Origin of the sequence: Rhizobium mongolense subsp. loessense (assembly GCF_900099775.1) — a bacterium.
GTDB lineage: Bacteria > Pseudomonadota > Alphaproteobacteria > Rhizobiales > Rhizobiaceae > Rhizobium > Rhizobium loessense.
The window spans coordinates 55,472-76,472 of the sequence record NZ_FMTM01000018.1; the positions used below are offsets into that span (position 1 = coordinate 55,472).

Sequence of the window (21,001 nt, forward strand, 5' to 3'; positions counted from 1 at the left end):
GTGGAGCGTGCTGTGCCAAGCGACAACTTCGCAAGCCGTTGATGTCCTTGTCATTGTGGCGTACAATTAGCTTCATATTGCGTCATCTTGGGAGGAGCGGACTTGGACTATCAGGGAAGGGATGGAGCCGCGTTGGCTGCCAATCTTCGCACACTTTGCGAACGTCACGGGTCTGTCGCGGCGGTATGCAGGAAAATCAATGTCAACCGGCAGCAATTTAACAAGTATCTCTCAGGCGCACACGTCCCGTCGACGGCGAATCTAAGGATAATTGCAAATTTCTTCGGTCTCAGCGTGCCGATCCTGTTTTCCGACCCGGATGAATTCCGAAACTTGGTCGACGGGAACTTTTTCCATGCCATGTCGACGGCGCGGCAATTGCCCGAATTCTCCCGGTTTGTTTCGAACATGATCGTTGAGAGCAACACCAACGACAGCGATATTGTCGGGGTCTACGATCGCTATCAGTTCTCATCCATCTACAAGGGATTCATCCTAAGATCCGCCTTCTGCATCTACCGCAACAAGGAATTCCTGCAACATTACTATGTCGAGCGGTTCCCAAGCTTCGACGATCCCTCGAAGATCGAATACGTCTTCAAATACTACGGGTTCTGCTTCCCCGTGGCAGACCGTTTGTTCACTGCCGACTTTGAAGGGATCCAGTCAAACGAACTCACGTTCGGGGTCTACGCGCAGGTAAAGCGCAATGCGAAAAAGTTCATGTTTGGTATCTCGAGCGGCATAGCGGCCACTGTATTTCGCCAGCCATATTCAACAAAGGTGGCGCTTCACTACCGCGGCCCCGGTCTTCTACGAAGGGAACACCTAAAGGACCTAACCGTCATGGACCGCAACAATCCGGCCATCCCGCGGGAGGCGCTACAGTACCTCGGAGATGGTTCGGATATGATCCAAATGACCTAGAGCTCTCCAGGTCATCCTAACCATCTTGGCACTGCTAGGGATGAAGCTCGATTGCGAGCCAGACGCTGTCGGTTTCTGCATAATAGCGATGCCAAGGATAAGTCCACTGGTTGGTGCCGGTCACGCGGCAGAACGGATCGTGGGAGTAGCCGATCGGCATCACGACATCTTCGTAGAGCGTTGACTGATCGCGTTCCCGGAACTTCTGCATCCGGCCAACGCCATGGATCTGAGTATGTGTCTCCAGGAAGGGATGTTCATTGTGGATGAAGCAATCCGTATCACCGGGTGACCACCAAAGGTTCAGCTTGAGCGTGAAGGTCTGGGGAGCCTCGGAATCCTTCCGCTCGTTGGTGAAGACGCGAGGATCGAGACTGACTGTGCCAATTTCATCCTGTGCGGAGATATAAAGCGGCGTATCCCGCGGAAAGCTGCGAATGCGGTTGCCGAGCCAATCCCAGCCGCGAAACATGCAACCGCCTAGATTTGTCGGATTTACAACCTTAATGATGGCGGCGCGTTCGGCCGACTGTATATGTCCACCTTTGAGCCACGTCGATTTCCAGGCAGGCACGATTGCGGGGTGTTCATCGCCCGTCACCATGTTGGAGGGGCTGATGTTGACAACTACGGCATCCGAAACCTCGTAATTGACGACATTCTCTACGAGTATCGCATTGATGAACGCGTCCGCAAACGCCAGATCTCTTAGCCGGTTCTGCATTTTTGGGGCTTCCTTATTCACGATTGTGCCAGCACAGAAAGCCACACTACACGCGCGGGCGACAGTGCGCGCATCAGTTTATTTATTCGCACAGTGACGCAGTCCGTAATTCAAGCTGCGAAGCCTGCGGCGATTTGAATGCCAGAATTCGGGAACGGGCGGCGTTCCCGATGCTGGCCCGCTGACCTTCCTTAAAGCTTGCCGCCCAGTCAAAGGTCAAATTCAACCTGCATCCCTTGGCGCATGATGAACCCACATGTGCGCCATCTTGCGTCACCGATTCCCCGCCTGCGAACTTGTAAGTTTAAGCGACCTCGGCCCAGAATAAACTAATCGTTGGGAGGCCGGCCAGATGGGCACGGCCCTCCAAGTTAGAAATCAAAGCGAGTTTAGAGGGTCGAACAAATGAAGCTGACAGGTGGCCAAGTCGTAGCGAAAGCGCTGAAGGAATACGGTGTCGAATACGTGGCGGGTGTGCCTGGTCACGGTATCTGGTCACTGTTCGACGCGTTTCTCGAAAAAGGTTCGGAGCTTCCCTTTATACAGGTGATGCACGAACAGAGCGCCGTCCATATGGCCGATGGCTATTACCGTGCATCGGGCAAGCCGATGGCTTGCTCGACGTCGGTTGGGCCGGGTGCGGCCAACACGATCATTGGTCTGGCGACTGCCTATTGCGACTCAACCTCGCTATTTTACGTTTCCGGTTCGCCACAGACCTACATGCATGGCCACGGTACCATGCAGGAGCTGGAGCGCCAGCAGGACAACGCCTTCCCGCGGATCACCGAACAAGTTACGAAGCGCGCTTGGCAGGCGAACTCGGTTCAGGTTCTGCCGAGCATCATGCACCGCGCCTTCAGCGCGATGAAGACCGGCCGCCCTGGCCCTGTCCATGTCGAAGTGCCGATGGACGTTCAGGTCGAGGCTGCCGACGTGACGATCCATCCGTTGCAAAAGCGTCTGCCGGTCGGAATTGCCTATCCCGACCCGATGGCGATCGAGGCTGCAGTCAAGCTTCTGCTGACCGCCGAGCGCCCGGTTATCGTCGCTGGCGGCGGCGCCATTACAGCCAATGCCTCCTCCGAACTAACCCGTCTCGCCGAAAAGCTTGGGGCAGCAGTATCAATCACTTGGAATGGCAAGGGCGCAATTTCGGAAGATCACGCCCTGTTCATCGGCGCGGTCGGTCAGACCGGTACGACATGTGGCAACAAGATCACTGCTTCGGCCGACGTCGTCATCTCAGTCGGCTGCCGCTTCACCGACTGGTCGGCCTCGTCCTACGCAAAGGGTGTATCGTTCTCGATCCCGTCGGCCAAACTCATTCACATCGATCTCGATCCGCGCGAGATCGGCAAGAACTACGAAACCGAAGTGGGCATCGTCGCCGACGCTAAGGCAACGCTCGAATCGATCCTGTCACTGATCTCCGACGGCGAATCCTCAAAGATGCTGTCGCGCCGCGAGACCTTTCTGGCGGACGTGCAGAAGGCGAAGGCTGACTGGCGTGCTCAGGTCGAGCCGCGCGAAATCAGTCGCGAGACCCCCTTCACGTCTCAGCGTCCGTTGGTCGCCCTGCGCAAGATTCTCGATCGCAATGGCATTGTGGTGGTCGGTTCCGGTAACACGCAAGGGTCCGTCAAGCAGAGCTTCCCTATATATGAGCCGAGGACGCATCTGACCTCGGGCTCATATTCGCCGATGGGCTGGGCAGTTCCGGCTGCCCTTGGCGCCAAGCTCGCCTGCCCGGATCGTCAGGTCGTTGCGATTGTCGGCGACGGTGACTTCATGATGTCGCTCCCGGAGATGGGCACGGCGGTGATGAATGGCATCAACGTTGTATTCCTGGTGCTAAACAATTCGGGATACATGTCGATACGCGGCGGCCAACGCAAGTTTATGGGCCGGCACGTCGCCTCTGAATTCAACAACCACGCTGGTAACGGCCAGCCTTATTCCGCCGATATCGCAGCTTCCGCCCGTGCGTTCGGCCTCGAAGCCTGGAAGGTTGAGAAGGACGAAGATCTCGAAAGCAGCCTGAAGGCAGCGCTTGAATGCGGCGGCCCGGCACTGGTTGAAGTCATTGTGTCACGCGATGCTGCGGGTCCCTTCGCCACCGGTTGGTGGGATTTCCCGTCGCCGGCCTACTACGAAAAGGAACAGGCGGCTTACGCTGAGATGCGAGCACGGGAGCAACACCTCTAACTGAATTGATAGGGGCGCGATAATCGCGCCCCTGATCTCCACTCGTTTAATCACCTTGGACTGCGGAGCACGTGGCTTCCGCAAGCAAAGAGTTATTGTCATGATACGGCACATCAAAACAGCTCAGGCCTCAATTGAAGGCGGCACCGACGGCGCGATTACCAAGACCGTGGGGGCGCTTCTTGCCAAGGTGGAAACCGGCGGCGACAAGGCTGTGCGTGAACTTTCTGTTCAGTTCGACAAATTCGATCGTGAATCGTATCGCCTCACGAAAGAGGAAATCACAAGCGCCATCAATACGCTTACCAACCAGGAGCGGGAAGATCTCGATTTCGCCCAGGATCAGATCCGCAAGTTCGCCCAAGCCCAGAAGGATTGCCTTAAGGATCTCGAGATCGAGACGATTCCTGGCGTGATCCTCGGCCATCGCAACGTCCCTATTCAAAACGTAGGTTGCTATGTCCCTGGCGGAAAATATCCGCTGCTGGCATCCGCCCATATGACAGTACTGACGGCGCGTGTCGCCGGTTGCGGTCGGGTCATCACCTGCGCTCCCCCTTTCAAAGGCAAGATCTCCGATAAGATCGTCGCTGCCCAGGCTCTGGCCGGTGCTGATGAGATTTATTGCCTCGGTGGGGTCCAGGCAGTCGCCGCAATGGCCTATGGCACTGAAACCATCGAGCCGGTCGATATGCTTGCCGGTCCGGGCAACGCCTATGTTGCTGAAGCTAAGCGTCTTCTGTTCGGAAAAGTTGGCATTGACCTCTTCGCGGGGCCGACCGAAACTCTGGTGATCGCCGACGATAGCGTTGATGGAGAACTGGTTGCCACCGACCTTCTGGGCCAGGCCGAGCACGGCGTCAATTCACCGGCAGTACTAATTACCAATTCGGAGAAGCTCGCCCGCGACACCCTCAGTGAGATTGATCGCCTCCTTGGCATCCTCCCAACTGCGGCGATCGCCAGCAAGGCCTGGGAGGATCTTGGCGAGATCATCCTATGTGACACGGTTGATGAAATGGTCGCAGAAGCTGATCGTGTGGCTTCGGAGCATGTTCAAGTGATGACCCGGGATCCGGACTATTTCTTGAACAACATGACGAACTACGGCGCGCTTTTCCTCGGTGCCCGCACCAATGTCGCCTTTGGAGACAAGGTGATCGGTACCAACCATACGCTGCCCACCGACAAGGCCGCCCGCTACACCGGCGGTCTCTGGGTCGGCAAGTTCTTGAAGACCTGCACTTACCAGCGAATTGAAACCGACGAGGCTTCTGCCCTGATCGGTGCCTATGGCTCGCGGCTCTGCCTCATGGAAGGTTTCGCCGGGCACGCTGAGCAGGCCAATATTCGTGTTCGCCGTTATGGCGGGCGCAACGTGCCTTATGCGGCGGCGGCGGGGCCGATCGACGCATAACCCAGTCGGCAATTCCAACGCCCGAGCGGCAGTTGGAGTTGCCGGCTTCCTGCCCACTAATGTCAAAACAGGGGAACTAAAATGAAACTGACCACACTTTTTGCCGCATCAATCGCCCTTTTTCCAGCTGGAGCCATGGCTGAAAGCAAGGGAACTGTCGAAGGCATCCATCATTGGGTTTCCGAGAGTGAGGTGAATGCGCTCAAGGTGATCACCGACAAACTCGCTTCGAAGGGCTACACTTGGCAAGACAGCGCCGTTGGTGGGCTATCCGGCGCCAACGCGCTCCAGGCGCTGCGGACGCGCCTTGCCGCCGGCAACCCGCCGGCGACAATGCAGTTCCTCGGCTACGAAGGTCTCGATTGGGCCAAAGAAGGCGTGCTCCGCTCGCTCAATGACCTTTACACCAGGAATGGTTGGGACAAGGCACTTGCACCACAACTTCTAAGTTTCGTGAAGAGCGGCGATGACTATATCTCACTGCCGATCAACATGCACCGCCAGAACTGGGTCTGGGCCAACAAGGCTGTGTTCGACAAGGCTGGCATTCCCGAGCCAAAGAGCTGGGATGAGCTGATCGCATCGGGCGAAAAGCTCAAGGATGCAGGCGTTGTTCCACTCGCTATGGGCGACGAGCCTTGGCAAATCCTGGAAGTGTTTGAAGCCATTCTAGTGGACGTTAACGGTCCGGACTTCTACAAGAAGGCCGTTATCGATCTCGACGAAAGCGTCCTCTCCAGCGATCAGATGGTTGATGCCTTCGATAAGCTGCGCAAGGTACGGGGACTTGTTGACGATGGCTTTACCGGTCGCGACTGGGCCGTTGCGACAGGAATGGTCGCCAGCGGGAAGGCCGCCATGCAGGTCATGGGCGATTGGGCAAAAGGCGAGTTCCTGGCCAAGGGCATGAAGCCGGGTGTCGATTTCCTGTGCTTCCCCACCCCGACTGCAACCCCGAACTACAAGTTCGTCATCGACGCCTTCGGTCTTTTCAAAATCGACAATGCTGCGATTACGGCCGGCCAGGACGCTTGGGCGGAATCCATCATGGATCCGGAAGTCCAGAAAAACTTCAACAAGATCAAAGGCTCGATCCCCGCGCGCTCCGACGTTTCGGTTGATGATCTCGATGCCTGCGCACAACGCAGCTTCGTCGACCGCGAAGCGGCTGTCGCCAGCGGCGCCATGCTCGGCGGTCTCACCGAAGGCTTCGCTGCCCAGCCACAGTTCGCAGGGGTCTTCAGCGACGTCGTCGGCAAGTTCTTTGTGACCGATATGTCATCGAAAGACGCCGTCCAGGCCCTTGTCGACGGGATCAACAACGCGCGCTAGCCCAACTCTGGGCCGCCGGCCGGGTCACGCCCGGCTGGCGTTCCTCAAGGTAGGTGCGTTCGTGAAAACGGTGGGATTGCTGTCATGCGCAGTACACTTTCGCTGAAGGATAGATTTACACTTTGGCTGCCCAGGATCGTTCTCTCGCCAAGCCTGGTCGCGGTCTTCGTGGGGGTCTATCTCTTTATTGCTTGGACAGGCTGGATTTCCCTGTCGTCGTCTAAAATGGTTCCGCGATACGACTTCGTCGGTCTGGAGCAATATGTACGCTTGTGGGCAACCCCGCGCTGGGAAACCGCAGTCGTCAATCTTTTCATATTCACGGCGCTGTTCCTGACAATTACCATTGCTGTCGGTCTGTTCATTGCCATTCTGCTTGATCAGCGGGTTCGCGCCGAGGGGGTCCTTCGTGCGGTCTACCTCTATCCGATGGCACTATCATTCATCGTCACAGGCACAGCGTGGAAATGGATTCTGAACCCCGGCCTGGGCGTGCAGAAAGTTGTCAACGATCTTGGCTGGACCGGTTTCGTCTTCGACTGGATTACACGGCCCGAATACGCGATCTACTGCGTTGTGATTGCCGCAGTATGGCAGTCAACGGGCTTTGCAATGGCGATTTTTCTTGCCGGTCTGCGCGGTATCGACACGTCGATTATCAAAGCCGCGCAGATCGAAGGCGCGAGCCTGCCGCGCATCTACATGAGCGTCATTGTGCCAATGCTGCGACCGGCTTTTCTGAGCGTCATCGTCTTGCTCAGCTACATTTCGATCAAGAGCTTCGACCTCGTACTGGCGCTGACTAACGCTGGACCGGGAAGCGCGACCGAGATGCCCTCAACCTTCATGTTCTCGGCCACGTTCCGCCGCAACCAGATGGGTGTCGGCGCCGCCAGTGCAATGATGATGCTGATCACCGTCGCCGCCATCATCATTCCCTATCTCTATTCCGAACTGAGGGAGAGCCGCAATGAGCACTGAGGTAGGTTCGGCACGTCGCTCTTACCAACTTGGACGCATCTTCATCTATGGGTCGCTTATCACCCTTGCGGCATTCTACCTGATGCCGCTCTGGGTCATGATCGTAACCTCGCTTAAGTCGTTGGACGAGATTTACTCCGGCTCCTTTATCGGCTTGCCGAAGGCGATCACGTTTGAAGCCTGGCAAAAGGCGTGGGGAGAGGCATGCATAGGGACAGCCTGTGAAGGACTGCGGCCCTATTTCGTCAACTCGCTTATGATGGTGATCCCGGCGGTCATCCTGTCAACGGGCATCGGCGCGATCAACGGCTATATCTTGACCAAATGGCGCTTTCCCGGTTCGAATTTTGTATTTGGCATGCTGCTGTTTGGGTGCTTCCTTCCGTTCCAGGCAGTGATCTTGCCGATGGCACAGCTGCTCGGTGGCCTCAACCTGTCAGGCACCATTCCGGGCCTTGTTCTGGTTCATACCGTGTACGGCATCAGCTTCACCACGCTGTTCTTCCGCAACTATTTCATTACCATTCCCGATGAACTGACGCGGGCAGCACAGATCGACGGGGCGGGCTTCTTCCGCATTTTCTTCTCAGTCATGCTCCCGGCCGCGCTTCCGATTATCGTGGTGTCCTGCATTTGGCAGTTTACCCAGATATGGAACGACTTCCTGTTCGGCGTGTCCTTCACCGCCGGGCAGTCTTCCCCGATCACGGTGGCGCTGAACAACATCGTCAACGTCACGATGGGGCGCAAGCAATACAACGTCGATATGGCCGCGGCCATGATCGCCGCCATCCCAACTCTGATCGTCTACGTCATCGCAGGACGCTATTTTGTCCGCGGATTGACCGCTGGTGCCGTGAAAGGCTGAGACAATGTCCACTCTTGAAATCGATCGCGTCCGCAAATCCTACGGCCATCTTGAGGTTCTGAAGGAGGTTTCGATCTCCATCGGTACCGGTGATTTCCTAGTGCTGCTAGGCCCTTCCGGCTGCGGAAAGTCTACACTTCTCAACATGATCGCTGGTCTTGAGACGATCACAGGTGGCGAAGTTCGGATCGCAGGGAAAATGGTCAACGACCTGTCACCGAAGGATCGCGACATCGCCATGGTGTTTCAGTCGTACGCACTTTATCCGACAATGACCGTGCGCCAGAATATCGAATTCGGAATGAAGATTCGGAAGGTGCAGCAAGCGGAGCGCGATAAAGCGGTGAGGTCGGCGGCCGAACTGCTGCAGATTTCGCACCTCTTGGACCGCAAGCCCTCACAACTTTCCGGAGGGCAGCGACAGCGAGTTGCTATGGGACGCGCAATCGTGCGGCAGCCTAAACTCTTCCTATTCGACGAGCCGCTTTCCAACCTCGACGCGAAGCTTCGCGTCGACATGCGAACGGAAATCAAGCGGTTGCACGCTCGCCTCGGCACGACTATCGTCTATGTTACGCACGATCAGATCGAGGCGATGACGCTGGCTACACGTGTCGCCGTGATGAAAGATGGCGTTGTTCAACACCTCGACGATCCGCAGAAGGTGTACGACCGGCCTGCCAACGTGTACGTGGCGCGGTTCGTTGGTTCCCCGTCTATGAATATCATTCCCGGTCAACTCGAGGTTGACGGGACTGCAGTCAGCGCCGTCGTAGAAGTTCCGAACAGGCCGGCGGCCCGGATCTCAGGAATTCCGATGTCTGCTGCGGCTGCGACCACATATGCCGGCAAGAAGGTGCTGATCGGCATCCGCCCCGAGCATTTCAGTGTCGCCACGGCCGGTGGTTCCTCCATTATCCGGATTGACGTAGACGTAGTCGAGCCAACCGGTCCGGATGCGCTCGTTGTGTTTCAGCTCGGCGGTGTGGAAGTAACGGCTCGTCTGCCGCCGAAGCAGGCCACTGCGGGAGCCGAAGCATCACTATCCGTCGACACGTCGAAGATGGTTTTGTTCGACGTTCAGACTGAAGCGCGGATCGATTAAGGGCAAACCTCTATGCAACAAAGTGCAGACATCGTTATCGTTGGCTCTGGCGTGGGCGGCAGCTCACTCGCCTTTAGCCTTGCTGAAACAGGACGTAAAATCGTAATCCTTGAGCGAGGTGACTATCTGAATGATACGCCAGAAGCTCGCGATGACGTCGCGATTTTTCAAAAGGGCTTCTACAAGTCGACCGAAGAATGGCTCGGTACAGACGGCGAAAGCTTCCTTCCGGGAAACTACTACTACGTCGGCGGCAATTCTAAATTTTTCGGTGCGGTCATGTACCGATACCGCAAAGAGGATTTCGGTGCTCGTCCTCATTTGGACGGAGGTTCGCCGGGATGGCCTATCCAGTACGAAGACTTGGAACCTTGGTATGAGCGTGCGGAAGACGTTTTCCAGGTTCGGGGCGCGATCGACCAGGACCCGACGGAACCGCCCCACAGCAGTCCATATGCCCACCCGCCCGTGCCGGATGAGCCAGCCATCGCGGCAGTAAGATCCCGTTTACAGAAGGCGGGCATTCACCCATCGAGCCTGCCGCTTGCTATTGACCTCGAAGAGTGGCTCAAGCGCGCTGAGACCGGTTGGGACGCTTTTCCAAACACCGGACTTGGCAAGATTGACGCCGAGGCCGGGCCTTTGGCGCGTGCACTCCTCCATCCCAACGTGAGTGTCGTCACTGGTGCTAGCGTCTCTCGGCTCGAAACCGACGCCAGCGGTCATAGGGTGACTGCGGCAGTTTTCGTCAAGGATGGCGTAGAACAACGCATCAGGGCCGACGTTTTCGCGGTAGCAGCAGGCGCAGTACAGTCCGCTGCTCTGTTGCTGAGATCGGCGAATAACGCACATCCTAGCGGCCTGGGGAACAGTTCGGACCAACTGGGCCGCAACTTCATGAACCACAACACGACCGCGATGCTAACGCTCGATTTCAGGGCGCCGAATACGGCAGTTTACCAAAAGACGCTGGGCTTCAATGATTACTATAACAACGACAACGAGTATGGATATCCGCTGGGCAATGTACAGCTCCTCGGTCACATAACCGGAAATATCTTGAAGGCCAATTTCCCCGTCGCCGCACCTGCATGGGTGACCAAGCTCATTGCCCGCTACGCGTACGGCTGGTTCCTGACGAGCGAGGATCTGCCGAATCCTGAAAGCCGCGTTATGATCAAGGACAATCGGATTGTCATGCATTGGATCCGGTCGAATATGCGGGCCCACGAGGCTCTCATAAAGAAGACGCGGTCGGTTATGCGCAAGGCGGGCTTCCCAATCGTCTTGACGCACACATTCGGCCGCAAGACGACCTCGCATCAATGCGGGACTGCACGACTAGGAAATAACCCGGCTCTGTCCGTCGTTGACCCGAACTGCCGAAGCCATGATATTGAAAATCTTTATATAACCGATGCTTCTGTGCTTCCGACCTCAGCGGCGGTTAATCCGGCATTGACCGTGGCGGCTCTCGCGATCAAGGCAGGCGCGGCGATAGGGAAGGGCTAGGATGTTGTTTTCTCACCTTGCGTCGGCTCGGTTCGGCATACGGCCACCCGGGGGAGACCGGTCGACCCGGTGCGACTACATTGTCGTAGGAGGCGGCTCGACCGGTTGTGTCATAGCTTCGCGGCTGTCGGAGGACGAAAACGTGTCGGTCGCTCTCCTCGAAGAGGGACCGCCGGATTCAAGCCCGTATATCCATATCCCTGGCGCGTACTACAAGACCGCCCAAGGTCCCCTGCTGAAGCGCCTGCCTTGGGAGCCTCCACCGGGTCTGGGGCCCAGCGCGACACCGACAATGGTACAGGCGAGTGTCCTCGGCGGCGGAAGTTCCGTGAACGCGATGATTTACATTCGCGGCGTGCCATCCGACTACGAACGATGGGTGGCACTCGGTGCCACAGGCTGGAGCTACGACGATGTGCTTCCATATTTCAAGCGAGCCGAAGACAACAACAGATTTTGCAACGATGTCCATTCCATCGGAGGGCCGCTCGGGGTCTCCGACATCGACTACATTCATCCTCTGACGCGGGCGTGGCTCCAAGCGTGCCAGCAGGCAGGTCTCCCTTACAATCCCGATTTCAATTCAGGAAATCAAACCGGTTGTGGTCTTTATCAGATCACGGCCAAGAACGGTCGGCGCAGTAGCGCGGCGGTGGCTTACCTGAAGCCCGCACGCGGACGCTCAAACCTTCGTGTTCTCACAAAGACAACCGTAACCCGCATTATTGTTGAGAACGGTAAGGCAGTTGGTGTGGAATGCATCCGGAATGGCAATAATTCGATCTTGTGGGCTGAGCGAGAGGTGATCTTGTCTGCCGGAGCAATAGCCACGCCAAAGCTCTTGATGCTGTCGGGGATTGGGTCAGCTGACGCGCTCGAGCGACAAGGTATCCCGGTCCACGTGGATCTTCCTGGCGTGGGACAGAACCTGCAGGATCATATCGAAATCTCTCTCATCTATCAGCTCAACGGCCCGCACAGTTACGACAAATACAAGAGGCCGCACTGGAAGGCTGCTGCAGGCCTCAACTATGCTCTTTTCAGGGGTGGACCGGCGTCGTCGAACCTGATTGAAGGCGGCGCCTTCTGGTGGGGAAACAAGAGCGAAAAGGCGCCTGATATCCAGTACTTCATGGTGGTCGGCGCCGGGATCGAAGAAGGCGTAGATGCCGTGCCGGGAGGAAATGGTTGCACCGTCAACCTCGGTCAGATCAGGCCGCGGTCGAGGGGCGAAGTTACTCTTCGAAGTGCAAATCCAGCGGACACTCCTGTTATAGCCCCTCGATATTTCTCCGACCCCTATGATCTAGATGCGATCACGGATGGAACTATGGCAGCGATAGACATTATGGAACGGCCTGCTATCTCGCGCTATCTCACAGCGCGTCAAACTCCGTCGCCGATGATCAGAGCACGTGATGAGATAAAAGACTTCTGCCGCAAGAATGCCCATGCTGCGCTTCACCCTTCGGGCACTTGTCGCATGGGTGAGGATGAGATGGCGGTCGTCGATCCTCGGCTGCGCGTAAGGGGCATTGAGGGGCTTCGCGTTGCAGATGCTTCGATAATGCCTACTTTGATCTCGGGGAACCCAAACGCGGTCTGCATCATGATCGGGGAACGCGCCGCGGAGTTCATTCGGCCCTAAGACCGCCGCCACCGCGGCCTCAGAGGTGAGGGAATCCTGTCATGAGTCGGGGCGATAATATTGTCGTGTCCTGGTTGCGAACCGCAAAACGTGAACGCCGCGGCGCTGAAAGAGGGGGCGGTCGCGCTGGCTGCAGAACAAGTGGGTATAGACGCAAACTGCATTTCGCACAGGGTGCGTCGCATCGCGTCAAATTATTTCAGTGAGCGAAATCGCGCCGGACATCGAATATCGGTAGCTTGAACCAATCGGCTGCTTTTGAAGCGTTGCACCTCCCAAGCGGCTGGAGCTGGTGGCGGTCAATAGCCGTCACCAGCAAAGGTCCCGGTTTAAGCGCTGATATGGCGTGAAACTCGCGATGCAGAGCAGCCGATCCCGTTTGAGAGGCCCAGTTTTGGTGGGCGCCTCGGGCAACAACAGGTGAAGTAGCCTCAGTTCGCAATCTGGCGCAGGCGCTGCACTATATTGGAGCTTCATTTAACTTGCGCATGAGACAGGCCGGATCAATTCGGCAATAATGGTTCCATGCTAAACTTAGGAGCACCAGAACTTGCTGTCGAAGTCGGAAAGTTGGATTTGTGCGATACTGGTAGCGAGCCTTCTTCTGTCTCTTACTGCAGTGTATAAAGTGCCAGGTCTATCCCAGGTTTTCGTCAATGCATCGTCCTTCCGGGAGATGAACGCTGTCCTCAAGCGCGATACCTTTGCCGCGCTCTTTAACTATTGAGTTCAATTTCATCACTGCGGCAAAGGGATCAACGAGCATGCGGCTTGTCGCTTGGTAGCATCTTCGGATTTTACTGTACGCATGAGGGAAAATTTGAACTCTTGTCCCGCGTACTGATTGATCGTCCAGGGTCGCCTGCACCGAGGCCAATGGATCTTCGGGAAGGTAGTCTAATTGAACCACCAAACGTTGTTTATTGCTAAATCTGGTTGGGCAGGCCGGCTTCAATGCCGCGCTTTCTTCCTAGCAGGTGGCGTCGGTATAGGCTCTTGGGCTGCCTCCTTGCCTGTGCTCAGCTCACAGATGAACTTGGAGAAGGGGACGCTTGGCCTGGTGCTGCTCTGCTTCGCGCTTGGTGCTATCGTGTTGATGACGAACTTCCGTCGCTTGTCCCAGCAGTGCAGTTGTCACGCCCTTTGCCTTTTTGGGTCAGTCGGGTTTGGCATCGCATTAGTATCGGTGCCTCATGTTGCTAATGTTTATCTGTTGGCGCTAATCGTATTCATGGCTGGCGCGGGATTCGGAACATTGGATGTCTCGATGAATACGGAAGCTTCGTTGCTGGAGCGTCAGATCGGGCATCACATCATGTCATCGTTTCACGCAGTGTTCAGCATTGGCAATCTAGCCGGTGCGTTCGTCGTCGGTCAGTTGCTAAATTTCGGCGCGGCCTTGGCTGTCTGTCTGGGAGTGACCGGAGCTATTGTGATGGTCCTGTCAGTCGCCGCTTATTTCGGCGTGCAGGGCTACAACCAGGATACAACACCGATAGGCGCTCGCACGATCAGCGCAGATCGAATCGAGGGTAGAGTTTACTTGTACTTTCTCGGCGCGATATCGTTTCTTGCGTTGTTCGCCGAAGGCGGGATGATGGATTGGAGTGCTATCTATATCGTCGGCACACTGCACGGGACCGAAAGCACCGGTGCATATGGTTTTGCAGCGTTCGCCGCCACCATGACTATCGGTCGCCTTGTCGGAGATGCTATTACCAATCGCGTCGGCCCGACCAACGTGTTGCGGTTCGGCGCCATCATCTGTGCGGTGTCGGTCGCGGCATTGCTTTCCATCGACAGCATATCAATCGCTCTGATTGCTTTAGGCGGGTGCGGTTTTGGCGTAGCAAATATCGTGCCGGCGGTTTTCGCGGCAGCGGGCCGTGCCGGCGGTAGTGCTGCAGCCAATGCGATGTCCATCGTTACGACAATGGGATACTCTGGCCTTCTGCTAGGACCTGCTGTCCTCGGCTTAGTCGCGCAAATGTCTACGCTTTCGGTAAGCATGTCCCTGCTGGTACTTGCATTTTCCGCGATCGTTGTAAGCACTTATTACCTCAGGGACCTGTAACCTCGATCAACTCTGCCACAGTGGCCTAAGGTGAGGGAGCAACACGAGGCCCAAAATATGGAATGGCACGCCTTCCAAGCCCGCGAAACCAACCGCCATCCGCTGCCTCCTTGGAAATCGTCAATACAGCAGCGACGGAGCCATCTCGACGCGATGTTTCCTGGTGGCGCATACTGTGCGCCAGTTTTGCGCGAGGATTTCAACGCAAGCGAACTCGTCCAAATGAACGGCAAGAGGCAAACGTCACCTGCTGGGTAATGTCGATCCGGCAGAATATGAGACATCATCACGAGGAGACACACAAGCTGGGAACACATTCCGCACCCGCCGCGCAGTGATGTTACAATGGTAGTGTCTTATCCACTTTCACGGCTTACGCTAATATCGTGGAGCCCGCTTGGGCCAAATGCTGCCCTGCGGTGGTCGCGTTTGCTATCTAAATCCGAAAACATCTGTGGACCAGTCGGCCACCGCTACGGCCTGACGCGATATAGCTTGGCGAATCTGGCCTAATCCTAACGTCGTTGATTTTGCGCCCTCTCCAGCTTAAGGACCGCTCCGTCCTCGTTTTTTGGATATACTATTAGAAGTGTGTACCTGCGCGAACGGGATAAGCCATTCGAGAATTTGTTCAGGCCGTCGCTAATTGCGACACTGCAAGTAGTGTGTCGGCGCTGATTGTCGAGGAGCCGGTAAGGATGGACAGCGCCGATGACGTATTCGCCGCGCCGTTGCTGACATCGTACATGGCGGTGAATCGCTTAATGAGATTGGCAACCTTATCCGGGTCGGACAGATCCTCAAGATCGATAAAGCTCTCGATCATCTCGGCCTGCTTGTCGACGTCCATGTTGGAAACGTAGGTCGACAGGTTGAAGGTCGTTGTGAAGAATTCAAACAATGCGCTGTCGCCCAACATATCATAGGCGCTCGAGATTTCCGGCGCCTTGCGTTCGAAGTAAAGAGCAAGCCTGACGCCGGTGTTGCTATCGCCTTGATCACTCTCGAGCGTTTGGCGAACATATGCATTGATCGTTTCAAGCACGTCACCGCGCTGCTGAATGGTCCCCGTCGGATCGGCCGAAATATTTCCTTCGTGGTCAAAGTTGAAGGCAGCGACGAGTTCGGCAAAACGGCTGTCGGACAAGGTGTTGACGTAACTCTTCTCGTCATCGAGGTCGGATGCGAACATCTTGGATAGCTCGCTCGACGTCACGTCATCGGGATCAATCCCCTTTGCCTCCAGTACGAAGCTGACGAGGCGATCGTCGTCAAGAAACTCGGAAACGCTTTTGATGTTCGCCATCTGCTCGCGACAATAATTAATTTCGGTGTCCGCAGCGTCGCTTGCGTCGCTTTGCTCCATGCCGTCCAGATATTGGATCTTGTTCTGCTTGTGGTAAGCGGCATAGTCGTCGATCACCGATCCCGACATTGCCTGGAGCGGCACAGTCACGTTCCCGTCACTATCGAAGTTGAAAGCATCTCTCAGCGCTTCGAAGCGGTCATCCCTCAGACTGTTCAAGTAGCTTTTGGGATCGGTCGGGTCGCTTTTTAACACTTTGCGCAGTTCGGTCTTGGAAACACTCGTCGGATCGATGCCGTAGGAGCGAAGCGCCATTTCCCACAGTTCCGGAAGATCATCATTGTCGCTGTCGTCATCGTCGGTGTTCGATTCCAGGAAGTCATCAATTGATGTTACGTCGGCGATACGCGTGCTGTAGTTTTCAACGGCATCTTCCACGTCGGTATTGGCAATCTCGATCGCGTAATTTTCCGCAAAGCTTGCAGCAGTCGCATCGGTTTGATCCGAAGTCTGTGCTGTCGCGCCGTCGGCCAGATTGCCATCCTCGTCAAAATTGAAGGCTTCATGAAGATTGGAAAGACCGATCGCTTCGGCGACCGATCCGCTCTTCAACGCCGCAGAAATGTAGTTGTCGGGATCGTCGTCAGACAGGCCGTAAGCCGTCCTCAAATAGCCGACCAGCTTGTCATCTTCCATCAATTGATCGACCGATGTGATGTTGCCGATCTCGGCTGCAAAATAGGAGGAATAGGCATCGCTTGTCGACGACGATGCAAATGTCGATTCACTGATTGTATAAGCGCTCGTGACGAGAGCGATCTGCTCCTCCGACTGCAGATCACCATTGACCGACCCGTCGCTGTTGAAGTTGAACGCCTTTGCTAGATCGACATAGACGCTGTCAGCGAGTTGATTGACGTAGCTGTCGGGATCATCCGGGTCGCTCGTCAAAACGCTCGTCAGGAAACTGTCAGAGGTATAATCCGTGTTCAGACCGAAGGCGTTGAGCACGAAGTTCCTGAGTCTTGGACTCGACAAGAGATCATCGACCGACGTCACCTCGTTGATGGTATCCTGATAATATTCAGCCTCCTCGGCGATTGCGTCGATCTCCGCATCGAAGGATGCTTCATAGGCGTCGAGCAAGGTGCTGCTTTGTGCGTCGGATTGGGCAGCCGCAGTTTCGCCGGAAAACTTGAATGCTGCGGCAAATTCCACGTAACGGCTGTCACTGAGGCTGTTGGCAAAGCTGGAAGAATCGCTGAGATCGCTTTCCAGCACCTTCTTCATGAAGGCTTTCGCGTACGTCATGTCTTCCAGCCCATACGCTTTCATGGCGTAGGAATAAAGCTTGTAGTCGCTCATGAACTCTTCGACGGACGCGACCTTGCCGATATTTTCCTTGTAGTAGGTACTGTCGCGCGACACGGTCGCTTTTGCGGCTACATTCGAGAGACTGGTGCTCAAGTTGCGCGCAATCGAGAGATAGCTGACGTAGGTGGAAACCATCTGTCTATCCAAGTTAGCTCGCACGTCTGCCGCTGCTGACCAGCCAGGACAGCATTTGCGGCGGCTGCCGGTGCAGCGGATGATTAATGAAGAGAACGCCAGTCATGGCGAAGGCAGGCAGCGCAAGGCTGCCGAATCAGATATTTGCAGAACTATATAGTTCTATAATTTATCTTCGGTGTTAAGAAAAGACGAAAATCACTTCGTTTGGAGTAAGCGACGCAAGAGGCCACCAGTCCAGCGGCCCGAGCCGGTTATTTCGCGTCAGTGCCGGCGGCAAAAATTGCGATGCAACGCCGCAGATGGGCAAGCTGCGCGGCACGATCCGGCCATGCCTGGGCCTGGCCTTCCGGTGGTCCCATTCCGCCGAAAATCATGTCCATGAGCATCCGAGCGCCACTCAAGGGATCGTCAATCTTGAGCTTTCCCTCGGTTTGGCGGTCGGCGAGCCACTCCGCAAGATGCCGCCTCGACGTGAGCATGCCCTCTTGATGCAGCACGTCCATGAGTTCGGGAAACTGTGCCGCTTCGCGGAAGACCAGTTGCAGAAATCCCGCGCGCTCGGCATCTCTTTCCTCATCGATATCGAGCATGAAGATGCGCTCGAGGCTTTCAGCAACGGAAATATCTTCAGGGCCGCGGGGGAGGTCGAGCATCAAGCGGCGGTGTGCTTTGACAACGGCCGTAAACAGCTCGTCCTTGCTTTCGAAGAGCTTGTAGATGGTCTGCTTGGAGACCCCTGCCTCGGTCGCAACGATTGCCGTCGTCGTGCCTGCATAGCCGAACTTGACGAAGATCTCGCGGGCGCAATCGACAATCTGGGAGCGTTTTTCCTCGTCACTGGAGACCTTCGGGCGCCCACGCTTGCGAGACCTCTCCTTGTTCGTCACATCATGCATATCCATCTGATGACTCAAATACCCCGATCGAATCGCAGCTAAGCATTACCTGGAAAAAGTCAACTGTGATTTTTTGCTGGTAACTTTGCCAGTTGAGGAAACTAAGGTTTCGATTTAGAGAACTCATCAGTTCTGTAATGCGTCGCACCACCGACACTCCCTTTCCTTGAGGAGCACATCGTGACGACAATCTCTTCAGCAACATCTGCTGCTTCCTACCCTTATACCAAGCTCGCAATCGATTCTTCAGAGCAATCGCTTTCCTCTAGTACAGTTTCCACCGGAAAGGCAAGAAAGGCGGAATCCGCCCAGGATGCCGACGATGCGGTGACCGAAAGCGCCCAGAAGCTTTTCTCGCAGTTGATGGCCGTGCTGATGAACAGCCAAGAGCAGCAAGCCCGGACAGCAGGACAAGATCAGGATTGCCAGTCTGCGGCTGATGCTGTTGCGTCGATGGATAGCGATGGCGACGGCATCATCACCGCAAGCGAATTCGTCGCAGCGAAGCCCTCCGACGTGACCGAAAACCAGGCGAGCACACTCTTTGCAAGTCTTGACACGGAGAATACGGGAGCTCCTTCGGCAGACGCGCTCTCCGAGGCGATGAGTACGGGGAAGGGTGCGCGTCCGACGGGGCAGGCCTTTGGCGGCGAAGAGGGACTTTCCTCGCTGTTTTCTGCGCTCGATACTGACGGCGATGGCGTTATCACTCAGGAGGAATTCGCCACCGGGCGGCCTGACAGCGTGACTGAGGATGAGGCAAATGCGCTTTTTGAGAGCATCGAGAGCGAAAGCAGTGGCTCCCTGACCGGAGACCAATTTATCGAGAGTTTAAGGGCAGAGTATTCGGCGGCGATGCCTGCTTACTTTAATAAGGAAGCGGGTGACGATACCGCAGCTGGATCGGTCACGCGAATGACGATCTAGGCCAGCTCACCCGCGGGAAGCGGCCCCCCAGCCTCAATTTAAAATTCCGAGGGGGCCTTTTCCCGGCTCCTCATGCGCTCGGATGATCCGTAGCGAGATCGCCATCATAAGCGGCATTTTCCAGACGTGTCAGATTTGACGATCGCTCACAGGCCTCTCAGAGGCTGTGTCATCGCCGGCGGCTTTGTGTGCCTTTGTGCCCACGTCCGGAATTGTTCGCGCGTGGCATGTCCCTCTCCACATCAAAAAGGAACCCAGCCATGAGTATCTTTGGAAGCATGAAGACTGCTGTATCCGGCATGAACGCCCAGGCCAACCGCTTGAGCACGGTGGCCGACAACATCGCCAATTCCAACACGACCGGCTATAAATCCGTCTCAACGTCCTTTTCGTCGCTGGTCTTGCCATCGTCGTCCGGGAACTACAATTCCGGGGGCGTCCAGACCTCTGTCCGCCAGTCCGTTTCCCAACAGGGCGACATTTCCTATACGACGTCTGACTACGATCTGGCCATTTCGGGCGATGGCTTCTTTATTGTAGAAAGCGCTGACGGCACGCCGGTGCTGACGCGGGCAGGCGACTTCTCGGTCGACGATAGCGGCAACCTCGTCAATAGCGCCGGCTTCACGCTCATGGGCTATTCGTATGATTCAGGTGCCCCCGCCGTCGTCGTCAATGGATTTGATAGCCTCGTTCCCGTCAACGTGTCGCAGTCTGGATTGAGCGCCATCGCATCGTCGAGCGCCTATCTCACCGGCAATCTCGATTCTGATGCTGAAGTCGTCACCGATTCGACTACACTGCCGAGCGCCAATGACGCGGCAACGGTTACCGACGATACGAAGAAGATGTCGCTCGTAGCCTATGACAGCCTCGGAGCAACGGTCCAGTATGACTATTACTTCACCAAAACCGGCGTCACGACGGATGCCAGCGGCGCGGTGACGGGAAGCACCTGGGAGGTCGCAGTTTACCGCAATGCAGACGCCGCAACCGGAAGCGCAACCTCGTTTCCTTACTCCTCTGATCCTGTCAGTGTCGCAACCTTATCCTTCGATGCCGACGGCGAACTGACGTCCTCGACCGATACCGACATCGTCGATCCGGTCACGGCAAAGACCGTTGCCATGGATTATTCCGGTTTCAGCCAGCTGTCGGCCGACTTTTCGGCAACAGGCTCTGCCGATGGCCAGGCAGCGAGCACGGTGAGTTCGGTTTCGGTCGGCACTGACGGCGTTGTCTCGGTCAGCTATTCGAATGGCACGAGCAAAGCACTCTATCAGATACCGCTGGCAACAGTCGCAAGCCCCGACAATCTCACGCTGCTGAGCGGCAATGTTTACAGTGCCAATGGTGCCTCCGGCGTCACGGTCACCGGCTTTCCGCAGACGAACGGTCTCGGTTCGATCCAGTCCGGTGCGCTTGAAAGTTCGAATGTCGATTTGGCTGGCGAGCTCACCGAGATGATCGAGGCGCAGCGCAGCTATACGGCCAACTCGAAAGTGTTTCAGACCGGCTCCGACATCATGGATGTCCTCGTCAATCTGAAGCGATAGGGAGGGAG

The 21,001-nt window shown here is 56.1% G+C and carries 15 protein-coding genes; 12 read left to right on the forward strand and 3 right to left on the reverse strand.

The annotated features are described in order from the left end of the window. Window positions 1-102: 102 nt before the first annotated feature. The gene (locus BLP23_RS31110; RefSeq protein WP_092588546.1) at window positions 103-927 is read left to right on the forward strand and encodes a helix-turn-helix domain-containing protein; all 825 of its coding nucleotides are present in this window, start codon (window positions 103-105) and stop codon (window positions 925-927) included. Between the two features lie 34 nt (window positions 928-961). On the opposite strand, the gene BLP23_RS31115 is transcribed toward BLP23_RS31110, so the two are convergent. Then, window positions 962-1,651, reverse strand: a complete 690-nt coding sequence (locus BLP23_RS31115) for a hypothetical protein (protein WP_092588547.1) — start codon at window positions 1,649-1,651, stop codon at window positions 962-964. 405 nt (window positions 1,652-2,056) lie between these two features. On the opposite strand from BLP23_RS31115, the gene BLP23_RS31120 reads away from it, so the two are divergent. From BLP23_RS31120 to BLP23_RS31160, 9 genes are all read left to right on the forward strand, one after another. After that, window positions 2,057-3,859 (forward strand): thiamine pyrophosphate-binding protein, encoded by a 1,803-nt coding sequence (locus tag BLP23_RS31120; protein WP_092588548.1) that lies wholly within the window; start codon window positions 2,057-2,059, stop codon window positions 3,857-3,859. A 100-nt stretch (window positions 3,860-3,959) separates the two neighbouring features. Beyond that, window positions 3,960-5,276, forward strand: a complete 1,317-nt coding sequence (gene hisD, locus BLP23_RS31125) for a histidinol dehydrogenase (RefSeq protein ID WP_092588549.1) — start codon at window positions 3,960-3,962, stop codon at window positions 5,274-5,276. A gap of 81 nt (window positions 5,277-5,357) precedes the next feature. Further along, on the forward strand, window positions 5,358-6,608 hold the full coding sequence (locus BLP23_RS31130; RefSeq protein WP_092588550.1) for an ABC transporter substrate-binding protein: 1,251 nt from the start codon (window positions 5,358-5,360) through the stop codon (window positions 6,606-6,608). Window positions 6,609-6,692: 84 nt separating this feature from the next. Continuing rightward, on the forward strand, window positions 6,693-7,589 hold the full coding sequence (locus tag BLP23_RS31135; RefSeq protein WP_092588551.1) for a carbohydrate ABC transporter permease: 897 nt from the start codon (window positions 6,693-6,695) through the stop codon (window positions 7,587-7,589). Beyond that, a complete protein-coding gene (locus tag BLP23_RS31140) occupies window positions 7,579-8,457 on the forward strand; it encodes a carbohydrate ABC transporter permease (protein WP_092588552.1) in 879 nt (292 codons plus the stop codon). Before BLP23_RS31135 ends, BLP23_RS31140 begins: the two co-directional genes overlap by 11 nt. Window positions 8,458-8,461: 4 nt before the next feature. Then, a complete protein-coding gene (locus tag BLP23_RS31145; RefSeq protein ID WP_092588553.1) occupies window positions 8,462-9,562 on the forward strand; it encodes an ABC transporter ATP-binding protein in 1,101 nt (366 codons plus the stop codon). 12 nt (window positions 9,563-9,574) lie between these two features. After that, a complete protein-coding gene (locus BLP23_RS31150; protein ID WP_092588554.1) occupies window positions 9,575-11,074 on the forward strand; it encodes a GMC oxidoreductase in 1,500 nt (499 codons plus the stop codon). 1 nt (window position 11,075) lies between these two features. Then, a complete protein-coding gene (locus BLP23_RS31155; protein WP_092588555.1) occupies window positions 11,076-12,722 on the forward strand; it encodes a GMC family oxidoreductase in 1,647 nt (548 codons plus the stop codon). A gap of 901 nt (window positions 12,723-13,623) precedes the next feature. Beyond that, window positions 13,624-14,796: an MFS transporter gene (locus BLP23_RS31160; protein WP_233426879.1), complete on the forward strand. Its 1,173-nt coding sequence runs from the start codon at window positions 13,624-13,626 to the stop codon at window positions 14,794-14,796. Window positions 14,797-15,427: 631 nt separating this feature from the next. Here BLP23_RS31160 and BLP23_RS31165 read toward each other — a convergent pair. Together BLP23_RS31165 and BLP23_RS31170 are read right to left on the reverse strand one after the other, a co-directional pair. After that, window positions 15,428-17,611 carry a DUF1217 domain-containing protein gene (locus BLP23_RS31165; RefSeq protein WP_092588556.1) on the reverse strand — a complete coding sequence of 728 codons (2,184 nt, stop codon included), beginning with the start codon at window positions 17,609-17,611 and terminating at the stop codon, window positions 15,428-15,430. A gap of 254 nt (window positions 17,612-17,865) precedes the next feature. Then, on the reverse strand, window positions 17,866-18,516 hold the full coding sequence (locus BLP23_RS31170; RefSeq protein ID WP_092588557.1) for a TetR/AcrR family transcriptional regulator: 651 nt from the start codon (window positions 18,514-18,516) through the stop codon (window positions 17,866-17,868). A 174-nt stretch (window positions 18,517-18,690) separates the two neighbouring features. Here BLP23_RS31170 and BLP23_RS31175 point away from each other — a divergent pair, with 174 nt between their 5' ends. Together BLP23_RS31175 and BLP23_RS31180 are read left to right on the forward strand one after the other, a co-directional pair. Continuing rightward, window positions 18,691-19,437, forward strand: coding sequence for an EF-hand domain-containing protein (locus BLP23_RS31175; RefSeq protein ID WP_092588558.1), 747 nt, complete (start codon window positions 18,691-18,693; stop codon window positions 19,435-19,437). Window positions 19,438-19,697: 260 nt separating this feature from the next. Further along, window positions 19,698-20,993: a flagellar hook protein FlgE gene (locus BLP23_RS31180; protein ID WP_092588559.1), complete on the forward strand. Its 1,296-nt coding sequence runs from the start codon at window positions 19,698-19,700 to the stop codon at window positions 20,991-20,993. Window positions 20,994-21,001 lie beyond the last annotated feature (8 nt).